General features: G+C 74.0%; 16 protein-coding genes. 8 read left to right on the plus strand and 8 right to left on the minus strand.

Annotation, left to right across the window (positions count from 1 at the left end; genetic code table 11):
• Positions 1–496 precede the first annotated feature (496 nt).
• Together AB0K17_RS28815 and AB0K17_RS28820 are read left to right on the plus strand one after the other, a co-directional pair.
• Entirely contained in the window at positions 497–856 is a 360-nt protein-coding gene (locus AB0K17_RS28815) for an STAS domain-containing protein (RefSeq protein ID WP_365968669.1), read from the plus strand.
• The gene (locus AB0K17_RS28820) at positions 853–1,788 is read left to right on the plus strand and encodes a sensor histidine kinase (protein WP_365968670.1); all 936 of its coding nucleotides are present in this window, start codon (positions 853–855) and stop codon (positions 1,786–1,788) included. The genes AB0K17_RS28815 and AB0K17_RS28820 overlap by 4 nt, the downstream gene beginning before the upstream one ends.
• A gap of 280 nt (positions 1,789–2,068) precedes the next feature.
• Here the strand turns inward: AB0K17_RS28820 and AB0K17_RS28825 are convergent, their stop codons facing one another.
• The 3 genes from AB0K17_RS28825 to AB0K17_RS28835 all read right to left on the minus strand — a co-directional run bounded on the left by AB0K17_RS28825 (position 2,069) and on the right by AB0K17_RS28835 (position 4,458).
• Positions 2,069–2,995 carry a MurR/RpiR family transcriptional regulator gene (locus tag AB0K17_RS28825; protein WP_365968671.1) on the minus strand — a complete coding sequence of 309 codons (927 nt, stop codon included), beginning with the start codon at positions 2,993–2,995 and terminating at the stop codon, positions 2,069–2,071.
• 79 nt (positions 2,996–3,074) lie between these two features.
• On the minus strand, positions 3,075–3,722 hold the full coding sequence (locus tag AB0K17_RS28830; RefSeq protein ID WP_365968672.1) for a DUF4360 domain-containing protein: 648 nt from the start codon (positions 3,720–3,722) through the stop codon (positions 3,075–3,077).
• A 91-nt stretch (positions 3,723–3,813) separates the two neighbouring features.
• Positions 3,814–4,458: a DUF4360 domain-containing protein gene (locus tag AB0K17_RS28835; RefSeq protein WP_365968673.1), complete on the minus strand. Its 645-nt coding sequence runs from the start codon at positions 4,456–4,458 to the stop codon at positions 3,814–3,816.
• Between the two features lie 189 nt (positions 4,459–4,647).
• On the opposite strand from AB0K17_RS28835, the gene AB0K17_RS28840 reads away from it, so the two are divergent.
• Together AB0K17_RS28840 and AB0K17_RS28845 are read left to right on the plus strand one after the other, a co-directional pair.
• Positions 4,648–6,165 (plus strand): AlkA N-terminal domain-containing protein, encoded by a 1,518-nt coding sequence (locus AB0K17_RS28840; protein WP_365984779.1) that lies wholly within the window; start codon positions 4,648–4,650, stop codon positions 6,163–6,165.
• Positions 6,162–6,698 (plus strand): methylated-DNA--[protein]-cysteine S-methyltransferase, encoded by a 537-nt coding sequence (locus AB0K17_RS28845; RefSeq protein WP_365984780.1) that lies wholly within the window; start codon positions 6,162–6,164, stop codon positions 6,696–6,698. Before AB0K17_RS28840 ends, AB0K17_RS28845 begins: the two co-directional genes overlap by 4 nt.
• A 22-nt stretch (positions 6,699–6,720) precedes the next feature.
• Here AB0K17_RS28845 and AB0K17_RS28850 read toward each other — a convergent pair whose 3' ends face one another.
• Complete coding sequence (locus tag AB0K17_RS28850) at positions 6,721–7,257, minus strand: DUF4232 domain-containing protein (protein WP_365984781.1); 537 nt, start codon at positions 7,255–7,257, stop codon at positions 6,721–6,723.
• Positions 7,258–7,384: 127 nt separating this feature from the next.
• Entirely contained in the window at positions 7,385–9,718 is a 2,334-nt protein-coding gene (locus AB0K17_RS28855) for an Orn/Lys/Arg decarboxylase N-terminal domain-containing protein (protein WP_365984782.1), read from the minus strand.
• Positions 9,719–9,937: 219 nt separating this feature from the next.
• Between AB0K17_RS28855 and AB0K17_RS28860 the strand changes: the two genes are divergently transcribed.
• Both AB0K17_RS28860 and AB0K17_RS28865 read left to right on the plus strand, forming a co-directional pair.
• The gene (locus tag AB0K17_RS28860; RefSeq protein ID WP_365984783.1) at positions 9,938–11,053 is read left to right on the plus strand and encodes a PP2C family protein-serine/threonine phosphatase; all 1,116 of its coding nucleotides are present in this window, start codon (positions 9,938–9,940) and stop codon (positions 11,051–11,053) included.
• Between the two features lie 85 nt (positions 11,054–11,138).
• Positions 11,139–11,840, plus strand: a complete 702-nt coding sequence (locus AB0K17_RS28865) for a phosphatase PAP2 family protein (RefSeq protein ID WP_365984784.1) — start codon at positions 11,139–11,141, stop codon at positions 11,838–11,840.
• A 25-nt stretch (positions 11,841–11,865) separates the two neighbouring features.
• Here AB0K17_RS28865 and AB0K17_RS28870 read toward each other — a convergent pair whose 3' ends face one another.
• Positions 11,866–13,287 (minus strand): alkaline phosphatase family protein, encoded by a 1,422-nt coding sequence (locus tag AB0K17_RS28870; RefSeq protein ID WP_365968680.1) that lies wholly within the window; start codon positions 13,285–13,287, stop codon positions 11,866–11,868.
• Positions 13,288–13,848: 561 nt separating this feature from the next.
• Between AB0K17_RS28870 and AB0K17_RS28875 the strand changes: the two genes are divergently transcribed.
• A complete protein-coding gene (locus AB0K17_RS28875; protein WP_365984785.1) occupies positions 13,849–15,678 on the plus strand; it encodes an ABC transporter ATP-binding protein in 1,830 nt (609 codons plus the stop codon).
• Positions 15,675–16,601: a serine/threonine-protein kinase gene (locus AB0K17_RS28880; RefSeq protein ID WP_365984786.1), complete on the plus strand. Its 927-nt coding sequence runs from the start codon at positions 15,675–15,677 to the stop codon at positions 16,599–16,601. The genes AB0K17_RS28875 and AB0K17_RS28880 overlap by 4 nt, the downstream gene beginning before the upstream one ends.
• On the opposite strand, the gene AB0K17_RS28885 is transcribed toward AB0K17_RS28880, so the two are convergent.
• Together AB0K17_RS28885 and AB0K17_RS28890 are read right to left on the minus strand one after the other, a co-directional pair.
• Positions 16,500–17,519, minus strand: coding sequence for a DUF72 domain-containing protein (locus AB0K17_RS28885; RefSeq protein WP_365984787.1), 1,020 nt, complete (start codon positions 17,517–17,519; stop codon positions 16,500–16,502). The genes AB0K17_RS28880 and AB0K17_RS28885 overlap by 102 nt on opposite strands.
• A 101-nt stretch (positions 17,520–17,620) precedes the next feature.
• On the minus strand, positions 17,621–18,310 hold the full coding sequence (locus AB0K17_RS28890) for a hypothetical protein (RefSeq protein ID WP_365984788.1): 690 nt from the start codon (positions 18,308–18,310) through the stop codon (positions 17,621–17,623).
• Positions 18,311–18,367 lie beyond the last annotated feature (57 nt).

Here is an 18,367-nt window from a genome sequence, read left to right on the forward strand (position 1 = left end):
GGCTGCACTGGTACAACTACCACCGACCCCACACCGGCATCGGCGGCCACACACCCGCCAGCCGCGGAACCAACCTCGCCGAACAACACACCTAGCGCGTGTCCGGCGGATCGTGCGGTGCCCCGTAGGGGCGCGGGGAACTGCGCGATCAGCCAGCGACGGCCCGCAGCCGGCACGCCACCCCGGGGGGCGACTGCGGGCACGTCGTGGCTTGTCGCGCCCACGCGGCGGCAGCCGCACATCGACACAGCCCCGCGCCCCTACGGGGCGCCGTGGTGGCGCGTGACGACGATCCGCCGGGCACGCCCTGGGCGCGGCCGGCGGATCACGCAGTGCCCCGAAGGGGCACCGGTCGCCGGACGCGCCCCAGCCGTGGCCGCCCCGTACCGCCGAGAGGCCGGTCCCCTTTTGCCGGGGGCCGGCCTCTCGCACGTGTGAACCCCCCGCCCGGTGCGGAATACTGCCCACGGCTGTCCGGTATCCGTGAGGGGTGGGCATGGCACATGCAGAGTTCCCCCGGGGGCCGCACGCGGCCATCGGGCCGGCAGTCGGGGCCGCCCTGGTGGTGCGCCCCCTGGGCGAGCCGCCGGGGCTGCGGATAGCGGGCGAGGTCAGCCTGCGCACCCGCCCGGCCTGGGAGGGGGCGCTGGCCTCGCTGCCGGCCGGTGGGAACGAGATCCACCTGGAGCTGTCCGCGCTGACCTTCGTCGACGTCTTCGGCGCCACCACCCTGGCCCTGGCCGCCCAGCGGCTGGGGGCGGGCCGGCGCCTGGTCGTCGACCGGCCGCCGCCGTCGCTGCGCCGTGTCCTGGAGACGTTCTGGTCCGACCTGGCAGCGATCGAGGTGACAGTGTGAGCACGGTGAGCGCCGAGGGGGAGCCGTTCGTCCACCCGGCACTGTTCTACCGGGACCGGTCCGAGTACGTGGCGGCCACCACCTCGTTCGTCCGGGACGGCCTGGCCGCCGGGGAGCCGGTGGCGGTGGCGGTGCCGGCCGACCGGCTCGCGCTGTTGCGCGAGGAGCTGGGCGAGGCGGGCGGGGCGGTGCACTTCGTCGACATGGAGGAGGCCGGCCGCAATCCGGGCCGGATCATCCCGCGCGTGCTGCGGGCGTTCGCCGACGCCCATCCGCAGGAGCATGTGCGCATCATCGGCGAGCCGGTCTGGTCGGGGCGCTCGGCCGCCGAGTATCCGGCGTGCGCGCAGCACGAGGCGTTGATCAACCATGCCTTCGCCGGCCGGCGGGTGACGATCGTGTGCCCGTACGACGTGTCGGAGCTGGATGCCCGGGCGCTGGCCGATGCGTACGCCACGCATCCGGTGGTCATCCGGGACGGGCGGTCGGTGCCGAGTCCTCTCTTCGCCCCGGACAAGGTGGTCGCCCTGTACAACCGGCCCCTGGTGCCGCCGGACCGGCCGCCGGACCGTTTCGGCTTCGACGGGGAGACCCTGCCCCAGGCCCGGCACTTCGTGACGGGACGGGCGCGGGCCCTGGGGCTGGCCGGGGCGCGGCTGGAGGACCTGGCACTGGCCGTCGCGGAGCTGACGACGAACAGCGTGGTGCACGGCGGGGGCAGCGGGACGGTGGAGGTCTGGGGTGAGGACGGGTACGTGGTGTGGGAGGTGACGGACCGGGGCTTCGTGGGCGACCCGCTGGCGGGGCGCCGTCCGCCGCCGGTCGACCGGCCGGGCGGGCGCGGGCTGCTGCTGGTGCACTGCCTGAGCGACCTGGTGCGCACGCACACGCATCCCGGAGGCACCACCACGCGCTGCTATGTGCGGCGCTGACCAGGCGCAGCGTGCAGCGCGTGGCGGTGCCGGAGGCCCCGGTCCAGGGGGAGACCGGGGCCGCCGTGGGCGATCCGAGGGGAGCGGAACGCCCGGAAGGGAACACCGTCGGGCCGACGAGGAGGGGGTCGTCCATGGTGTCCGCCCCGGGATCCCGCTCCGGCGCGGTCGGTCCGGGGGCAGGGATAGTAAATATATTTACTGCCAAGTACGCAAGGGTAAGAAAATTTTCATTCCCCGCGGAGGCCGGAAGAACCCCGCCCGGTGCGGTGGGGCGGGGTCAGTCCTCGAGGAAGAAGTCGTGCTGCTCGGCGGCCTGCTCGTACTTCTCCAGCCGTAGCTGGGTGCGCTCCGGGTCGGCGTCGGCCATGGCCTGCAGCAGGGCCGCCGACAGGACGCCGGGGGCGGCGTAGGAGTCGAAGATCAGGCGGGAGCCGGTGCCCGCGGTGAAGACGACGTCGGCCGCCTCCACCAGGGGGCCCAGGGCCACGTCCGTGATCAGGGCGACGCGCAGGCCGGTACTGCGCGCCGAGCGCAGGACGGCGAGGGTCTCCTTGGCGTGCCGGGGCATGGCGAAGGCCAGGACCCAGGTGCCGCCGGCCTCGCGGGCCTGCAGGAGGGCGTCGTGGGCCACGCTGCCGCCGCGGGAGACCAGGCGGACGTCGGGGTGGATGCGCTGGGCGGCGTAGGCGAAGTACTCGGCGAGCGAGACGGAGATGCGCAGGCCCATGACGGTCAGGGGCACGGAGGTGGCCAGTTCGCGGCCGACCTCCAGGACGCGGTCGGTACCGGCGAAGAGCCGGCGCAGGGCCTCCAGGTTGGCGATCTCGGCGTCGACGGCCGCCTGCAGCTCGTTCGGCCGGGCCTGCGTCTGTTCCGGTCCCGGTGCGCCGGCGAGGGCGCCGATGGCGATGGGCTGCAGGGCCTCGCGCAGCGCGGGGTAGCCGGTGAACCCCAGCGAGCAGGCGAACCGGGTCACCGACGGCTGGCTGACCCCGACCCGCTCGGCGAGGTCGGTGATGGTCAGGAACGCCGCCTCGGTGAGGTGGTCGGTGATGTACTGCGCGATGCGGCGCTGTCCGGGCGAGAGCCGGTGGTCGCCGAAGAGGGCGCGGAGCCTCTCCGCCGGGGCCGGCTCCGCCACCGCGGGGGGCCTGCCGGGAGTGATCGCCGAGGCCTGTGCACGCTCCTGTTGCCCTGGTCGCACCGGTGTGTCTCCTTATCGCCTGTGCGGCTCAACATAACGCACCCGGGCTGTGTGCCCGGGTGCGTCACGACCGTGCTGCTCATGGCTTGGGGCACGGCTTCCAGGCGAAGTGGTAGAGCGTGTTGATGTTGCCGTCCGCGGAGTCCATCGCCAGCAGGCTGGTGGTCTTCGTGGGGTCGGACGTGCCGGCGTCGACGCGGAGCTCGGTGTTGATGTTGAAGTTGCGCAGGGCGCCGCAGGGCGCGTAGACGAGGGCGTCGATGTCGGTGGTGTCGGAGGTCTGCCAGTTGTCGTTCAGCGGGCCGGTGAAGGGGTGGTTCACATAGGACGTCTGCTGCATGCCCTGGAAGTAGTACGAGGCGCGCTCCAGTCCGGTGGCGCCCTTCTCCAGGTGGGCGAAGCCGCGGTAGTCGGCGCGGGCGACGGCGTAGGTGAAGCCCTGGGGCACGTGGACGTTCAGGCTGAGCTGGCAGTTCTTGCGGAAGTCCGTCGGTTTGGCGCCCACTCCGACCTGGGCGACGTAGTTGCTGTAGGAGACGGTGAAGGCCGTGTTGTCCGGCGAGACGTTGACGTTGGCCGAACCGGCCGGGCAGCCCGACCCGTTGACGGCCACGACGTCGATGACGATCTTGTCGGGCGGCGGGGTGCCCTCCCAGCCCGCGGGCCGCGCCAGTGGCGTGGCCAGCAGCGCCGTGACCGCTGCCGCGGTCAGCACCGGTGCGAGCATGTCTCATCCCTCCCACGGACCGGGGCCCGCCCGGGCCGGCAGCGGACGTGAGCGATCCGGTACGGGCCCCGGGTACGGACCCTGCACCCGGTCAGGGACATTCCTTCCAGGCGAAGTGGTAGAGGGTGTTGACGCTGCCGTCGGTGGAGTCCATCGCCATGAAGCTGTTGGTCGTCGAGGGGTCGGAGGTGCCGGCGCCGACGCGCAGTTCGGTGTTGACGTTGAGGATGCGCTGGACGCCGCAGGGCGCGTAGACGAGGGCGTCGACGTCGGTGACGTCGGAGGTCTGCCAGTTGTCGGTGACCGGGCCGCCGAAGCGGTGGCTGACCGCGGTGGTCTGCGGGGAGCCCTGGAAGTAGTAGCCGGCCCGCTCCATGCCGGTGGCGCCGCGCTCCAGGTGGGCGAAGCCGCGGTAGTCGGCGCGGGAGATGGCGTAGGTGAAGCCCTGCGGGACGTGGACGTTCAGGCCCAGCTGGCAGTTCTTGCGGAAGTCGGTGGGCTTGGCGCCGATGCCGACCTGGGCGAGGTAGTTGCTGTAGGTGATGGTGAAGGCGGTGTTGTCGGGTGCGACGGCCACGGCGGCGGTGCCGGCGGGGCAGCCGGATCCGTTGACGGCCACGACGTCGATGACGATCCTGTCGGGCGGCGGCGGGCCCTGGGCAGCGGCGGCCTGTGGCGCGAACGATGCGGCCAGGAGCGCCGTCGTGGCGCCGGCGATCAGTGCGGATCTGAGCACGGGAGTCCTCCCATCGGAGTGCAGGAGCGTGCCGGGCGCGGTCCATACCAGCAGGCAGAGACAGGCATGTACAGAACAAGACAGGCCGAGAATGCCCGCCCCGGCCCGGGGCCGGGGCGGCCGCCGCGGCCCGAGGGTGATGTCGGAAATCCGCCAGCCACCGCGTCTGCCTGCCGTCATGCTGAGCGGGTGCATGAAGACAGGGAGCGATGCGTCCGAGCCGTGCAGTCCAAGGACGCGCGGTTCGACGGCTGGTTCTTCACCGCGGTGCTGACGACCGGTATCTACTGCCGGCCCAGTTGCCCGGTGGTGCCGCCCAGACCACAGAACATGACCTTCCACCCCAGCGCGGCCGCCGCCCAGCAGGCGGGGTTCCGGGCCTGCAAGCGCTGCCGGCCCGACGCCACCCCCGGCTCACCGCAGTGGAACGAGCGCGCCGACCTCGTGGCCCGGGCCATGCGGCTCATCGGCGACGGCGTGGTCGACCGTGAAGGGGTCGACGGGCTGGCCACCCGGCTCGGCTACAGCACCCGGCAGATCGAGCGCCGGCTGCGGGCCGAGGTGGGGGCCGGCCCCCTCGCCCTGGCCCGGGCCCAGCGCGCCCAGGCGGCCCGCCTTCTGATCGAGACCAGCACCCTGCCCATGGCGGACGTGGCCTTCGCCGCCGGCTTCGCCTCCGTGCGCTCCTTCAACGACACCGTCCGCGAGGTCTTCGCCCTCTCCCCCACCGAGCTGCGCCGGCGCAGCCGCCCCGAGCACGCTGCCGGTCAGCTGTGCCTGCGGCTGCCCTACCGGGCTCCGTTGTGCCCCGACAACCTCTTCGGGCACCTGGTCGCCACGGCCGTGCCGGGCGTGGAGGAGTGGCGCGCGGGCGCCTACCGCCGCACCCTGCGCCTGCCGCACGGGCACGGCATCGCCGAACTGCGGCCGGGCCCCGGCTCGTACATCCAGTGCCGGCTGTCCCTGTCCGACCTGCGCGACCTGACCACGGCCATCCACCGCTGCCGGCGGCTGTTGGACCTGGACGCCGACCCCGAGGCCGTCGACGAACTGCTCGGCGGCGACGCGGTCCTCGCGCCCCTGATACGCAAGGCGCCCGGCCGCCGGGTGCCGGGCGCGGTGGACGGTGCGGAGTTCGCCGTGCGGGCGCTGCTCGGCCAGCAGGTCTCCACGGCGGCGGCCCGGACCCACGCCGGGCGGCTCGTGGCCGCCCACGGCACACCGGTCGCCGACCCCGGCGGCGGGCTGACCCATCTCTTTCCCGCTCCCGATGCCCTCACCGGCCTCGATCCGGCCACCGTCGCCTTCCCCCGCAAGCGCCGCGAGGCCCTGGCCGGCCTGGTCGAGGTGCTGGCGGCCGGGCGGCTGGACCTGGCGGCGGGCAGCGACTGGCAGCGGGCCCGGCAGGTGCTGTCGGACCTGCCGGGAGTGGGACCATGGACCGTGGAGACGATCGCCATGCGCGCCCTGGGCGACCCCGACGCGTTCACCCCGACCGACCTCGGCGTACGGCTCGCCGCGGCAGGCCTGGGCCTGCCCACGACGCCGGCCGCGCTGACCCGCCGCGCCGCGGCGTGGCGGCCGTGGCGCGCGTACGCCGTCCAGCACCTGTGGGCGACCGGGGAGCACCCCGTCAACCACATGCCGACGGCGGACGTCGTCGCCGCGCCGGCCCGTACCGACGACCGAGGAGCAGCCCACCGATGACCGCGGCAGTCCAGCGCACCCACACCGTCGTCGACAGCCCGTACGGGCCGCTGACCCTGGTGGCCGAGGGCCGGCACCTGGTCGGTCTGTACATGGAGGACCAGCGGCACCGCCCGCCGGTGGAACGCTTCGGCCTGCAGCTGCCGGACGCCGCCGGTGAGCCGTTCGCCGAGACGGTGCGGCAGCTGCAGGAGTACTTCGCGGGCGAGCGCCGGGAATTCGACCTGCCGCTGCTGCTGCACGGCACCGACTTCCAGCAACGCGTCTGGGCGGCGCTGCGCGAGATCCCGTACGGACGGACATGGACGTACGGCGAGCTCGCCCAGCACATCGGACAGCCGACGGGATCCCGGGCCGTCGGTCTGGCCAACGGCCGGAACCCTCTTGGGATCGTCGTGCCCTGCCACCGCGTCGTCGGCGCGGACGGCAGCCTGACCGGCTACGGCGGCGGCATCGAGCGCAAGCGCGCCCTGCTGGCGCACGAGTGCGCCCTGCCGGCGGCCTCCGGCGACGGTCAGGCGGCCCTGTTCTGACCGCTGTGCGGCCTCGGCGCGGCTACTGCACGTCGATGTGCTCGGCGAAGGCGGTCACGGACAGGTCACCGTTGGTCACCAGCTTGTCGAACGGCACGGTCAGATGCTCGGTCGAAGCCGGCGGGGTGATCTGCAGGTAGGAAGCCTGGACCATGACCGGTGCGGTGGCGTGCGCCCAGGCCAGCGCGGCCTCCGCGGAACCGCCCGGCTTCAGGAACAGGGTGCGCTTGCCCGGGTCGTTCACGAAGTAGGTGCTGCCCCAACGGGTCTGGCTGGTCAGCGTCTTGTGTGCCGCGTCCTCCAGCCCCAGGCCGGGGTAGCCGCGCAGCGCGCAGGTGCGCCCGCTGGTGTTGGTGAGCTTCAGGACGGTGCCCTCGTGGGACATGCCGACCTGGTGGCCGGCGTCCGACAGCGAGGCCTTCAGACCCGCGACGCCGCAGGTCGGTGTCGCCTCGGCCGGTGCGGCCGAGGCGGCGCCGGCCCCGCCGAGGACGGCCCCCGCCGCCAGTGCCGTCGCCGCGACCGTCGCCGCGCTCCGGCCCAGTACGTTCCGTATCATCACACGCCCCCTAGGAGTGAAGAGGAGAAGCACGAACCTTCCCCGTGCTCTCCATGATCTCTCTTCCGTCTGCCTCGCGCAGGTCTCCCCAAACGCCCTGCCGCACACGGGGGGTGTGTGATTTCCCTCAGCCGAGCCTGTCCTCGCGCAGGCACTCGATCTGGTAGTCGCCACTGACCTCGTCGACCGTCACGCCGTGGGTCTCGCACCCGAAGCCGGGAAAGGCCCGGTCGAAGGACTCCAGGGCGCGCAGGTAGCGCAGCAGGGGCCCGTCGGCATCGCCGGTGGACTCGCCGGGCATGAGCACGGGGATGCCCGGCGGGGTGACGGTCACCATGGCGGCCGCCACCCGTCCCGCGGCGTCGGCGATCCTGACCCGTTCGGTGCCCTCGCGGATCAGCTGCCGGTAGCACCAGCGGGGGACGGCGACGGGCTCGGGCAGTTCCCTGAAGGCCCGGTCGAGGAGGGTGACGAGGTCGGCGCGGCGCAGGTGCTCGTGCATGGACCGGCACAGCTCGTCCAGCGTCACGCCGGCGTAGCGGCCGGGGTGGCGCTCGACGAGGCCGGGCAGGACGCGCTCGAGCGGTTCGGCGGCGTCGTAGAGGGACTTGAAGTCCATCAGGGCATCCAGCAGGGTGCCCCACTTGCCCTTGGTGATGCCCATGGAGAACAGGATCAAGGTGGTGTAGCTGTCGGTCTTCTCCACCACGATGTTGCGGGTCGCCAGGTAGGCGACCAGGACGCGGGCGGGGATGCCGCGCTCGGCCCAGGTGCCGGTGGCGTCCATGCCCGGGCAGGTGACGGTGACCTTGACGGGGTCGAGCAGGGCGTAGCCCTCGTCGAGGCCCGGGAAGCCGTGCCAGTCGGCGTCCGGTCCGAGCTGCCAGCAGGAGGGCTCGGTGCGCAGCAGGTCGGCGGGGGCGTCGGCGAAGGCGTACCGCTCGCCGGTGGCGGGGTCGGTGACCTCCTCGGGCTGCCAGACGCCGAAGAACCAGGAGGGCCGGTCCTGTGCCTGCGCGATGCGGCGTGCCGTGCGCACCACGGCCTGGCGGAAGCGGACGGCTTCGGTGACCGCCTCGTCGACGAGCCAGTGGCCCTGGGGGCCGTCCATCATGCCGGCGGCGACGTCGAGGGAGGCGATGGCGGGGTACAGCGGCGAGGTGGTGCCGTGCATCATGAACGCCTCGTTGAAGCGCTCGTGGTCCACCGGGGCCCTGGGGGCGGCTCGGACGTGGACCATCGCGCTCTGCGAGAGCGCGGCGAGCAGCTTGTGCGTGGACTGGGTGGTGAAGACGGTGGGCCGCTCGGGGCCGGGGAAGGTGCCGGGCCCCACGGCCATGCCGTAGCGGCCGGCGTACAGGGGGTGGAAGCGCGCGTAGGCGAACCACGCCTCGTCGAAGTGCAGGCGCGGGGTGCTGGGGGCCAGTTCGTGCGCGAGGCGCACGGCGTCGTAGCACACGCCGTCGTACGTGGAGTTGGTGACCACGGCGTACTGGGCGGCGGGCGAGGTGGCCTGCGCGGCGAGGGGGTTGCCGGCGATGCGGGCGGCGACGGCGTCGGCGGTGACGCCCGCGGGGGGCAGCGGTCCGGCCAGCCCGTAGCCGTTGCGCGTGGGCACGAGGTAGACGGGCCGGGCGCCGGAGAGGACCAGCCCGTGCAGGACGGACTTGTGACAGTTGCGGTCGATCAGGGCGATCTCGTCCTCGGCGGCGCAGTACTGGCCGACCATGCGGTCGGCCGTGGAGTTGCCGTGCAGGACGAAGTAGGTGCGCTCGGCGCCGAAGATGCGGGCGGCGTTGCGCTCGGCGTCGCCGACGGGGCCGGTGTGCTCGAAGAGGGAGCCGAGTTCCTCGACGGAGATGGACAGGTCGGTGCGGAAGAGGCGCTCGCCGTAGTGGTCGAAGAAGGCGCGGCCGACCGGGGACTTGAGGAAGGCGACGCCGCCGGCGTGGGCCGGGGTGTGCCAGGAGTACTCGTGGGCGTCGTGGAAGCGGCGCAGGGCGCGGAAGAAGGGCGGCAGGACGGCCTCGCGGTAGGCGCGGGCCGCGCCGGCGATGCGGCCGGCGATGAACGCCGGGGTGTCCTCCAGCGGCCATACGTAGCCGACCACCGCCTCGGCGACCCACAGGGGCAGGCGTTCGAGGTCCTCGTCGGCGTCGTCGGTCATGACCAGCAGCACGGGAAGGCCCTTGAAGCGGCGGGAGATCTCGCGCAGGACGGTGGCGCCGCCGGGGCCGTCCGCTCCGGGGCCGCCGGCCGGGGCGAGGTCCCAGGAGACGACGGCGGCCGCGAGGCCGGCCTCGGTGCGCAGCACCGCCCGGGCGTCGGAGTCGGTGCGGGCCCAGCGCACTTCGAGCCCGTGGGACTCCACCGCCGTGCGGATCCTGCGCAGTTGCTCGCTGTGGGACCCGGCGGCGAGCGGGTCCTGCTGCAGCGCGAAGAGGACGGTTCCGTCGGTCATCTCAACTCCCCCGTTATTGAGATCAACGGACCACACCCTGCCCGTGGTGGGCCGTGGCCACTCCCGGTACGGGGTCCGCGGGTGCCCAAACCACCCGGTCGTGGGGAAACGGTGGGCGTGCTGCGGGCGGGTGCTCCGGGTGCGCTGATCGGTGGGAACAGGCCGGTGGCGGGCATGGCGGCGGGCCGGGCCCGGGGCGCGGTGGTGTAAGCAGGAGGCATGGATCCCAGCCGCCCGCCCCAGGCCCCGCGCCGGCCGCGGCGGCCGAACCGGGTCCTGGTCGCGGTGCCGCTCCTGCTCGTCGTGGTCGTCACGGTGGTGGACATCCTGGCGCCGCCCGAGGTCCACCTCGGTCCCTTCCTGGTCGCCGCGCCCGCGGTCACGGCGTCGTTCGGCGGGGCGCGGCTGACGGCGTTCGTCGGCCTGGTGGCGGTGGTGGCGCAGACCGTCGTGGCCATGGTGCGCACCACTGCGACCGATCTCAACCACACGCTGCAGATCACGGCGCTGGTCCTCATTTCGGCGATCGTGACCCTCTTCGCGCACCGCCGGGAGCGGCATGAGCGGCAGATGACGCAGCTCAGGTCGGTGGCGGAGGCGGCCCAGGGCGTGGTGCTGCGGGCGCTGCCGCGGCGCTCGGGCCCGCTGCGGATCGCGTCGGTCTATCTGGCCGCCGAGGCCGAGGCGCAGATCGGCGGCGACCTGTACGCGGTGGCCCGGACGGCCGGCAGCACGCGGCTGGTCGTGGGGGACGTGCGCGGCAAGGGGATGGCGGCGGTGGGGGACGCGGCACTGGTCCTGGGGGCGTTCCGGGCCGCGGCGCACCGGCAGGCGGAGCTGCCGGACCTGGTGGCGGATCTGGAGGGCGCCCTCGCCTCGGGCGTGAACGGGCTCGGGGGGCGCGAGCGGGCCGACCGCAGCGAGGCGTTCGTCACCGCGGCCGTGCTGGAGGTGCCGGACGGGGCACCGGTGCTGCACATGGTCAGCTGCGGGCACCCGCCGCCGCTGCTGCTGCGCGAGGGCCGGGTGAGCGCGCTGGAGGCGGCGCAACCGGGGCTGCCGCTGGGGCTGGCCTCCTTCGACCGGTCGGGCTTCGTCCTGGAGTCCTTCGCGTTCGGCCCGGGTGACGTCGTCCTGCTGTACACGGACGGGGTGATCGAGGCGCGGGACGGGGCAGGGGCGTTCTATCCGCTGGCCGAGCGGCTGGCGGGGCGCTCGGGGGACCATCCGGAGGCGTTGCTGCGGCACTTGCGCGAGGACCTGCTGGCGCATGCGGGCGGGTTCCTGGGCGACGATGCGGCCATGGTGGCCGTCCAGCGCCTGGCCGCGCCGTAGGCGACCGCAGGGCCCTGCCCGGTGGGGCCGATGGCCGTCCTCGGTCGTCGTCTACAGTGCTGCCGATCAGCCGAGGAGGGGTCCGATGACGTCCGTCCATCGCCGGGCAGCGGCCGTGACCGGCCTGGTGGCGGTGGCCGCCTTCGCCGTGCTGGCCGCTGTGGTCGTCGTCCGGGGCGGTGCTCCCCTGCCGGTGGACACCTGGGTGCTGGCGTGGGCCGTGGGGCACCGGCCGGGCCCGGGAGTGAGCTTCGCGCGCCATCTGACCGACACCGGCACGGGTGCCGTGCCGTACCTGCTGGCCGTCCTGGCCGGGGTTCTTGCCGGGCGCACGGCCCGGCAGCGCCTGCTGTACGCCGCCTGGTGCCTGCTGTTCCTGGGTGCGGGGCAGGGTCTGCGGCGGGCGGTGCTGTACGCGGTCGAACGGGCGCGGCCGCCCGCGCGGGACTGGGCGACGCACGCCGCGGACTGGTCCTTCCCCTCCGGGCACGCGACGACGGCGGCCCTGACCGCCGCGCTGCTCGTCGCGGCGGTCCTGCTGCGCGCGCCACGGGCCCGGTGGCCGCTGGCCGTCCTGGCCGGCTGCTGGGGCGTGGCGGTGGGTCTGACGCGGGCCTACCTGGGCGTGCACTGGATCAGCGATGTCGTGGGGGGCTGGTTGTTCGCGCTCGCGTGGTGCGGTGCGGGCGCGTGGGCGGCGGCCCGGTGGCTGCCCGTACCCGCCCGGCCGCGGCGGCGCCGGCCGGCGGGCTCCCGGCGCGGTGCCGCCCGCGCCGGGAGCCGCTGAGCCGGACGGCGCGGCGAGCCTTGCGTCACCGACGGGGCCGGGTGCCCGGTTCCTGGCGTGGGGGCTGCTGGGTGGCGCCGGGGAAGGCGGGTGCCGGCAGGTGGGCGACGTCCCACTCGGCCTGGCGCAGCCGTTCCTCGGTGTCGGTGGGCAGGCCCGGCGGCCTGCCGGCGGCGGAACCGAAGCCGAAGGCGGAGGTCAGGTCGCCGAAGGTGCGCCGGCGCCAGGCGCTGATGTTGGGCTCGCGCACCCCCGTCCAGCGTTCGAGGAAGCGCAGCACCGAGGTGTGGTCGAACGCCTCGCCGGCCGCCCAGCCACCCACCGTCCACGGCGAGACGATCAGGCAGGGAACGCGGAAGCCCCCGCCGATCGGCAGGCCCTGGACGAATTCGTCCGGGGTGCCCTTCGGCGGGACGGGCGGGGGAACGTGGTCGAAGAGGCCGTCGTTCTCGTCGAAGTCGAGGATGAAGACGGTCTTGCGCCACACCTCGGGGTTGTCGGCGATCGCTTCGAGTTTCTTGGCGATGAAGTCCGCGCCGGCGGCGGGCAGCGAGTCGGGGTGCTCGCAGGAGGCGGTGGTGGGCAGGATCCAGGAGACGGCCGGCAGGCGGTCGTTGCGGGCGTCGTCCTCGAAGGTGCCCTCGGGAGCGGCGCGCAGTCCGCGCTCGTACAGGGGGTTGCCGGGCTTGGCGTTCTTGAACTGCTGGAACTGCTCCAGCATGTTCGTGCCGTAGTCGTCCTCCTCCCTGTAGACGCGCCAGCTGATGCCGGCCTTCTCCAGGCGCTCGGGGTAGGTGGTCCAGCGGTAGGGCTCGGGTGCGGTGTTGTCGATGACGGGGCCGCCGCGGGTGCCGCCGGGGTCGATCGTGCCGGTCATCCAGTACAGGCGGTTGGGCCAGGTGGGGCCGAGGACGGAGCAGAAGTAGTTGTCGCAGATGGTGAAGGCCTCCGCGAGCGCGAACTGGAAGGGGATGTCCTCGCGCGTGTGGTAGCCCATCACGTAGGGGGCCCTGGTGCCGTCGGAGCCGGGGCGGCGGTGGGCGGCCATCCAGCGGTCCATCCTGCCGCCGTTCCACGAATCGTGCTGGGTGCGCCAGGAGTGGTCGGTCGAGGGGATCGCCTGGGCGCGGGTGCGGTGGGTGTCGAGGTGGAAGGGCAGCAGGTAGCCCTTGGGGTTCTTGGCGTCGGGCTGGTGGAAGACGCTGCGGCCGTCGGGCAGGGTGAGGGCGTCGGGGTCGGCGAAGCCGCGCACCCCCTTGAGGGTGCCGTAGTAGTGGTCGAAGGATCTGTTCTCCTGCATCAGCAGCACGACGTGCTTGACGTCGGCGAGCGAGCCGCCCCGCGCGGCTCCTGCGGCCACCGCCCGCTGGAGGCCGGGGGGCAGCGCGGACAGCGTCGCGGCGCCGGCCGCTGCGCCGAGGAGCCTGCGCCGGGTGATGTCGGACATGAGGATCCCTCCCTGGGGGTCGTGTGGGGGCCACACGCATGACCGGTACGACTGTCCCGGTACGGGCCCGTCGACGACAGGGGGGAGGGAGTGAACGATGCGGCAATTGGCTGTGAATGAGAGGAAGTTGACCGATCGGCGCCAGGGAGGACGCCGTGGCGCACCGGGCGATCATGTACGGGGGCGCGGGTCCCGCGCCCCGGCGCCCGCCGGTCGGCCGGGCGCCGGGGACGGGTGTCCGCAGCACCGAGTTACGCTGGAATCGTGGCAGATTAAACAATCCCCGTTCCGGCAATCCCGCGGTGCGGGGACCGGAAAGATCCGGAGGAAGCCATGGGGATCCTGGCGAACCTGACTCCGGCCCTCGGCAGCATGCGCAAGCGCACTGACGACAGGCGCAAGAAGAGGACCAGTCACCACCACAAGAAGACGGATCACCGTCGTCGCCACCGCAGGCACGGGGGCTACTGACGGCATCCGGCAACCGTCCAGGCCGGGCCGCGCAGGCCCGGCCGTGTCGATCGGGCGGGGGCACACGCCGTGTGGTCGCCGCGGCGGTTCGTGGCCGCCATCGCCAACCCGCAGGAAGAGGAGTCGGTCGTCCCGGCCGCTCCCCCGGTGCCGCTGCGCGAGGTCTTCCGCCGCTTCTGGCCCTACACCCGCGGCGGGCGCCGCTGGCTGCCGGTCCTCCTCGTCCTCGTCGCCGCCGGTCCCGTGCTGGACGCGGCCGGCGTCTGGCTGTTCAAGATCGTCATCGACGACGTCCTGGTACCGCGGCACCTCGCCCTCTTCGTGCCCGTCGCCCTGGCCTACGTGGGGATCACGCTGGCCGCGGGCCTGGTGAGCTTCGGCGACGAGGTGACCTCCACCTGGGTCGGCGAGCGCTTCCTGATGACCCTGCGCGCCGACCTCTTCCGACACCTGCAGGGCCTCTCCCTCGGCTTCTTCGAGCGCCGCCGGCTCGGCGACGTCCTCGCCCGTCTGACCGGCGACGTCGAGGCGGTCGAGACGTTCCTGCTCTCGGGCATCGTCAGCGCGATCGCCCACCTGATGGAACTCGCCGTCTTCCTGACCGTGCTCTTCTACCTCAGCTGGGACCTGACCGTGGTCGCGCTCCTGGTCGCCCCGCTCTTCTGGGGCACGGCCCGCTGGTTCGCGGCCCTGGTCAAGGACGCCTCCCGGGAGCGGCAGCGGCGCAGCGGGACGATCAGCGCCGTCGCCGAGGAGAGCCTCGGCAACGTCGCCCTCGCCCAGGCCTACGGGCGCGAGGGCCACGAGCAGCAGCGCTTTGGGGCCGAGAACCTCGGCAGGTACCGGGCCGAGATGGCCTCCGCCCGCATCGCCGCCCTCTTCGGCCCGGTCGTCGACGTCCTGGAGCTGGGCGGCGTGCTGGTCGTCATGGGGCTGGGGGCCTGGGAACTCACCCAGGGCCGCCTCACCCTGGGCGGGCTGCTGGTCTTCCTCACCCTGCTGACCCGGCTCTACGGGCCGATCCGGGGCGTGGCGCGGCTGAGCAACACCTTCTACGCGGCATCCGCGGCCGCCGAGCGGATCATCGAGATGTTCGACCAGCGGCCGCAGGTCACCGAGACCCTCTTCCCCGCCCGGCTGGGGCGGGCGCGTGGCGAGGTGGTCCTCGACGCGGTCACCTTCCGCTACCCGGGGGCCGCCCGGCCCGCGCTCACCGACGTCTCCTTGCGGGCCAAACCCGGCGAGACGCTGGCCCTGGTGGGGGCGAGCGGCGCGGGGAAGTCGACCGTCGCCAAGCTGCTGCTGCGCTTCTACGACCCCGAGCGCGGCGCCGTCCGTATCGACGGGCTCGACGTGCGCGAGCTGCGCCTGGCGGAGCTGCGGGAGAACATCGCGCTGCTCCTGCAGGAGACGCCGGTCCTGCACGGCACCGTCCGGGAGAACATCGCCTACGGCCGGCCCGGCGCGAGCGAGGCGCAGATCGTCGCGGCGGCGCGGGCCGCCGACGCCGACGCGTTCGTCCGCCGCCTGCCGCAGGGCTACGACACGGTGGTCGGCCAGCACGGCCGGCTGCTGTCGGGCGGGCAGCGCCAGCGCCTGGCGATCGCCCGGGCCATGGTGCGCGACGCGCCCGTCCTCGTCCTCGACGAGCCCACGACCGGACTCGACGCCGCGTCGGGCCGCCGGATCCTGCAGCCGCTGCGGGCGCTGATAGCAGGGCGCACGACGATCATCATCTCCCACAACCTGCTGACCGTGCGCAGCGCCGACCGCATCGTGCTGCTGGAGGACGGCCGGGTCGCCGACAGCGGCACCCATGCCGAGCTGCTCGCCCGCAGCGCCTCCTACCGGCGGCTGCACCGCCTGCACGGTGCGGGCGACGGCCTGCCGCTCGCCCCGGCCGAAGGGGACGCGGCATGAGTGCCCGCGCCGGTCCGCTGCCGGCCGGGGCGCTCGTCGCACCGGGCTACGAGGCGCTCGCGCACCTGCACCGCACCGGCTGGCTGGATCTGTACGACGCCTGGAGCCGGGAGCGCGAGTGCCGGTGCGTGGTGAAGGTGCTGCGCCCGGACCGCGATGCCGACCCCGACCTGCGCGAACGGCTGCTGCGCGAGGGCCGCTGGCTCAAGGACTTCACGCACCCGCACCTGGTGCGCGCGTACGAGGTCGCCGGCGCCGCGGACCCGCGGCCGTACGTCGTCCTGGAGACGCTCACCGGCGAGACGCTCGACCACCTGGTGCAGCACGCGGACGCCCTGCCGGACGCCGCCGACCTGGCGCTGCTCGGGGTGCAGCTGTGCTCGGCAGTGCACTATCTGCACGGCCAGGGCCTGCTGCACCTGGACATCAAGCCGGACAACGTCGTCATCGACTGCCGCCGGGCCAAACTCCTCGACCTGAGTACCGCCGCCCCGCCCGGCCCCGGTGAGCCCGGCGTCGGCACCCGCTGCTACCTCGCCCCCGAGCAGGCGCGCGGCGGACCGCTGTCGGCGGCGACCGACGTGTGGGGCATCGGCGTCACGCTGTACGAGGCCGCCACCGCACAGACGCCGTTCGACGAGGGCGCGGAGGTGCAGGAGGAGTCGTCGGACGAAGACGAACCAGGCGAAGGCGAACCAGGCGAGGAGGAACCCGGCGAGGACGAACTGATCGAGCGCTACCCGCAGCTGAGCGTGCCGGCACCGCCCGTGGCGAGCCACCGGCGCCTGCCGGACGGCCTGGCCGCGGCGATCGACGCCTGCCTACGGCCGGACCCGGCCGCCCGCCCTCCGCTGGGCGCCCTCGCCGCCGCGCTCGACGCCCTGCTGCCGCAGGGACGCCGCGCCGTTGCGCGCGGGGAGTGAGGGTGCCGCCGTTGCCGCCGTTGCCGCCGTTGCCGCCAGGAGGGTGCGCATGGTCTCCGCGGCGGTGACGGCGGCCCGACCGCAGCAGTTGTTGAACAGCACGTGCACCCGCGCGGCACCGCGGGCGAGCCGCCGCACGCGTGCGGCCCAGGGGGCCAGCTCGGCGCTGGTGTAGTCATGGCGGAAGCGCTCCTCCTTGCTGCCCCGCCCCCAGGCCGCCGAGCGGCCGTGGAACCGCACGACCGCGAGGTCCGGGCAGGTGACCTCGGCCACGGGCGGGACGGCTGCGGGCACCCGCGGGGAGGTGTCCACCGCCACCAGGGCCATGCCGCATTCCCGCACCAGCCCCAGGGTCCCCGGCAGCTCGGTGTGGCCGAACCAGCCGGGGTGGCGGAACTCGACGGCCAGCGGCAGGTCACCGGCGTACGCCCGGCAGGCGGCCACCCGTGCGCGGCCGCGCGGCCCGGGGGCCAGCCACGGCGGGAACTGCACCAGCACCGCGCCCAGCCGGCCGGCCTCCCGCAGCGGCCGCACTCCTTCGGCGAACCTGCGCCACAGCTCACCGATGAGCTCGCGCGGCAGTTCGGCGCTCGTGAGGCGCCGTTCGACCGGTCCCGGCGGCCGCAGGTCGGCGGGCAGCATGGCCGCCCGTACGGGGTGGCCGGTCAGGGGCGCGAACGCCTTGACGTCGAAGGTGAAGCCGGCGGGCGTGCGCTGCGCCCACTGGTGGCCGATGTGCGGGGCGGGCAGCCCGTAGTAGGTGGTGTCGGCCTCCACGACGGGGAAGCGGGCCGCGTAGTGCCGCAGCCGTCCCTCGGGGGAGCGCGCGCCCGGCGGGTACCAGCCGCTCGCCACGAGGGCCTGGTCCGTCCAGGAGCAGGTGCCGACCAGAATGCGGGACCGGTCGATGGTGCTCACGAGGTCTCCTTCCCGGTGCCTTCCCGGTCGAAGGTGCCGCCGGTGCGGGGCGGACCGGGAGCTCAGGCGTGTTCCCCGGATCGGCCCGGTGACACCCGCTGTCAGCGGACCGCGGTGCTGCGCAGCACCGCGTCGACCTCCTGGCCGGCCCGGGCGCCGGGGGCGTCGCCGCTGAGGCCCAGGACGAAGGAGGTGCGGCGGTGGTCGACGGTGACCACGGTCATCCTCAGGTGCGCGGTGGTGCCCTTGCGGTCGGTGATCTTCACCGTGACCGTGTGGGCCGGCTGGTCGCCGACCTGCCCCGGGCGGGAGTCCTCCAGCGTCGCCGGCTGGTCGGGGAAGAAGAACTCGGCGTTCGACCGGGCCGCGCGCTCGGTCTGCTGCGGCAGGGCGGAGGGCGCAACGACCCGCCCGGACCGCCCGGCCATGACGGTGGCGCCCATCGTGTCGTGGTCCGCTGCGGCGTCCGGCTTCCTGACGATCTGTGAGGTGAAGGCGCTCATCAGGCCGGCGTCCTTGGCCGCGTCGTGCTGCCAGCCCGCGGGTATCGCGTAGGACAGCCCGGCCCGGGTGTCCTCCACCCGGGGCCGGCCGGCCAGGGGGGAGTCGTCCTCCTCGCGCGTCAGCCACCAGGTGAGCGCGCCGCCGGCGGCGAGCAGCACGGCCAGGGCGGTGGCGCCGGCGATCATCGCGGTGCGCCGTGCAGGCCGGGGAGCCGGGGGCGGGACGGGCGCATGGGCGGGGTAGGGCGGGTGGTACGGCTGGGAGGAGGGCGGCATCGGGCTGGTCATGGCCTCCAGCCTTCCCTCCGGGCGGGGCTGCGGCCTGAGTGCCCGTACTCAGATCGC

Source organism: Streptomyces sp. NPDC049585, assembly GCF_040675615.1.
GTDB lineage: Bacteria > Actinomycetota > Actinomycetes > Streptomycetales > Streptomycetaceae > Streptomyces > Streptomyces luteosporeus.

What these genes read in the sequence shown, in the direction of transcription:
- AB0K17_RS28890 (WP_365984788.1), bottom strand. Translation starts at nt 18,310, where the DNA reads ATGACCAGCCCGATGCCGCCCTCCTCCCAGCCGTACCACCCGCCCTAC.
- AB0K17_RS28870 (WP_365968680.1), bottom strand. Translation starts at nt 13,287, where the DNA reads ATGTCCGACATCACCCGGCGCAGGCTCCTCGGCGCAGCGGCCGGCGCC.
- AB0K17_RS28830 (WP_365968672.1), bottom strand. Translation starts at nt 3,722, where the DNA reads ATGCTCGCACCGGTGCTGACCGCGGCAGCGGTCACGGCGCTGCTGGCC.
- AB0K17_RS28865 (WP_365984784.1), top strand. Translation starts at nt 11,139, where the DNA reads ATGACGTCCGTCCATCGCCGGGCAGCGGCCGTGACCGGCCTGGTGGCG.
- AB0K17_RS28850 (WP_365984781.1), bottom strand. Translation starts at nt 7,257, where the DNA reads ATGATACGGAACGTACTGGGCCGGAGCGCGGCGACGGTCGCGGCGACG.
- AB0K17_RS28880 (WP_365984786.1), top strand. Translation starts at nt 15,675, where the DNA reads ATGAGTGCCCGCGCCGGTCCGCTGCCGGCCGGGGCGCTCGTCGCACCG.
- AB0K17_RS28855 (WP_365984782.1), bottom strand. Translation starts at nt 9,718, where the DNA reads ATGACCGACGGAACCGTCCTCTTCGCGCTGCAGCAGGACCCGCTCGCC.
- AB0K17_RS28815 (WP_365968669.1), top strand. Translation starts at nt 497, where the DNA reads ATGGCACATGCAGAGTTCCCCCGGGGGCCGCACGCGGCCATCGGGCCG.
- AB0K17_RS28845 (WP_365984780.1), top strand. Translation starts at nt 6,162, where the DNA reads ATGACCGCGGCAGTCCAGCGCACCCACACCGTCGTCGACAGCCCGTAC.
- AB0K17_RS28860 (WP_365984783.1), top strand. Translation starts at nt 9,938, where the DNA reads ATGGATCCCAGCCGCCCGCCCCAGGCCCCGCGCCGGCCGCGGCGGCCG.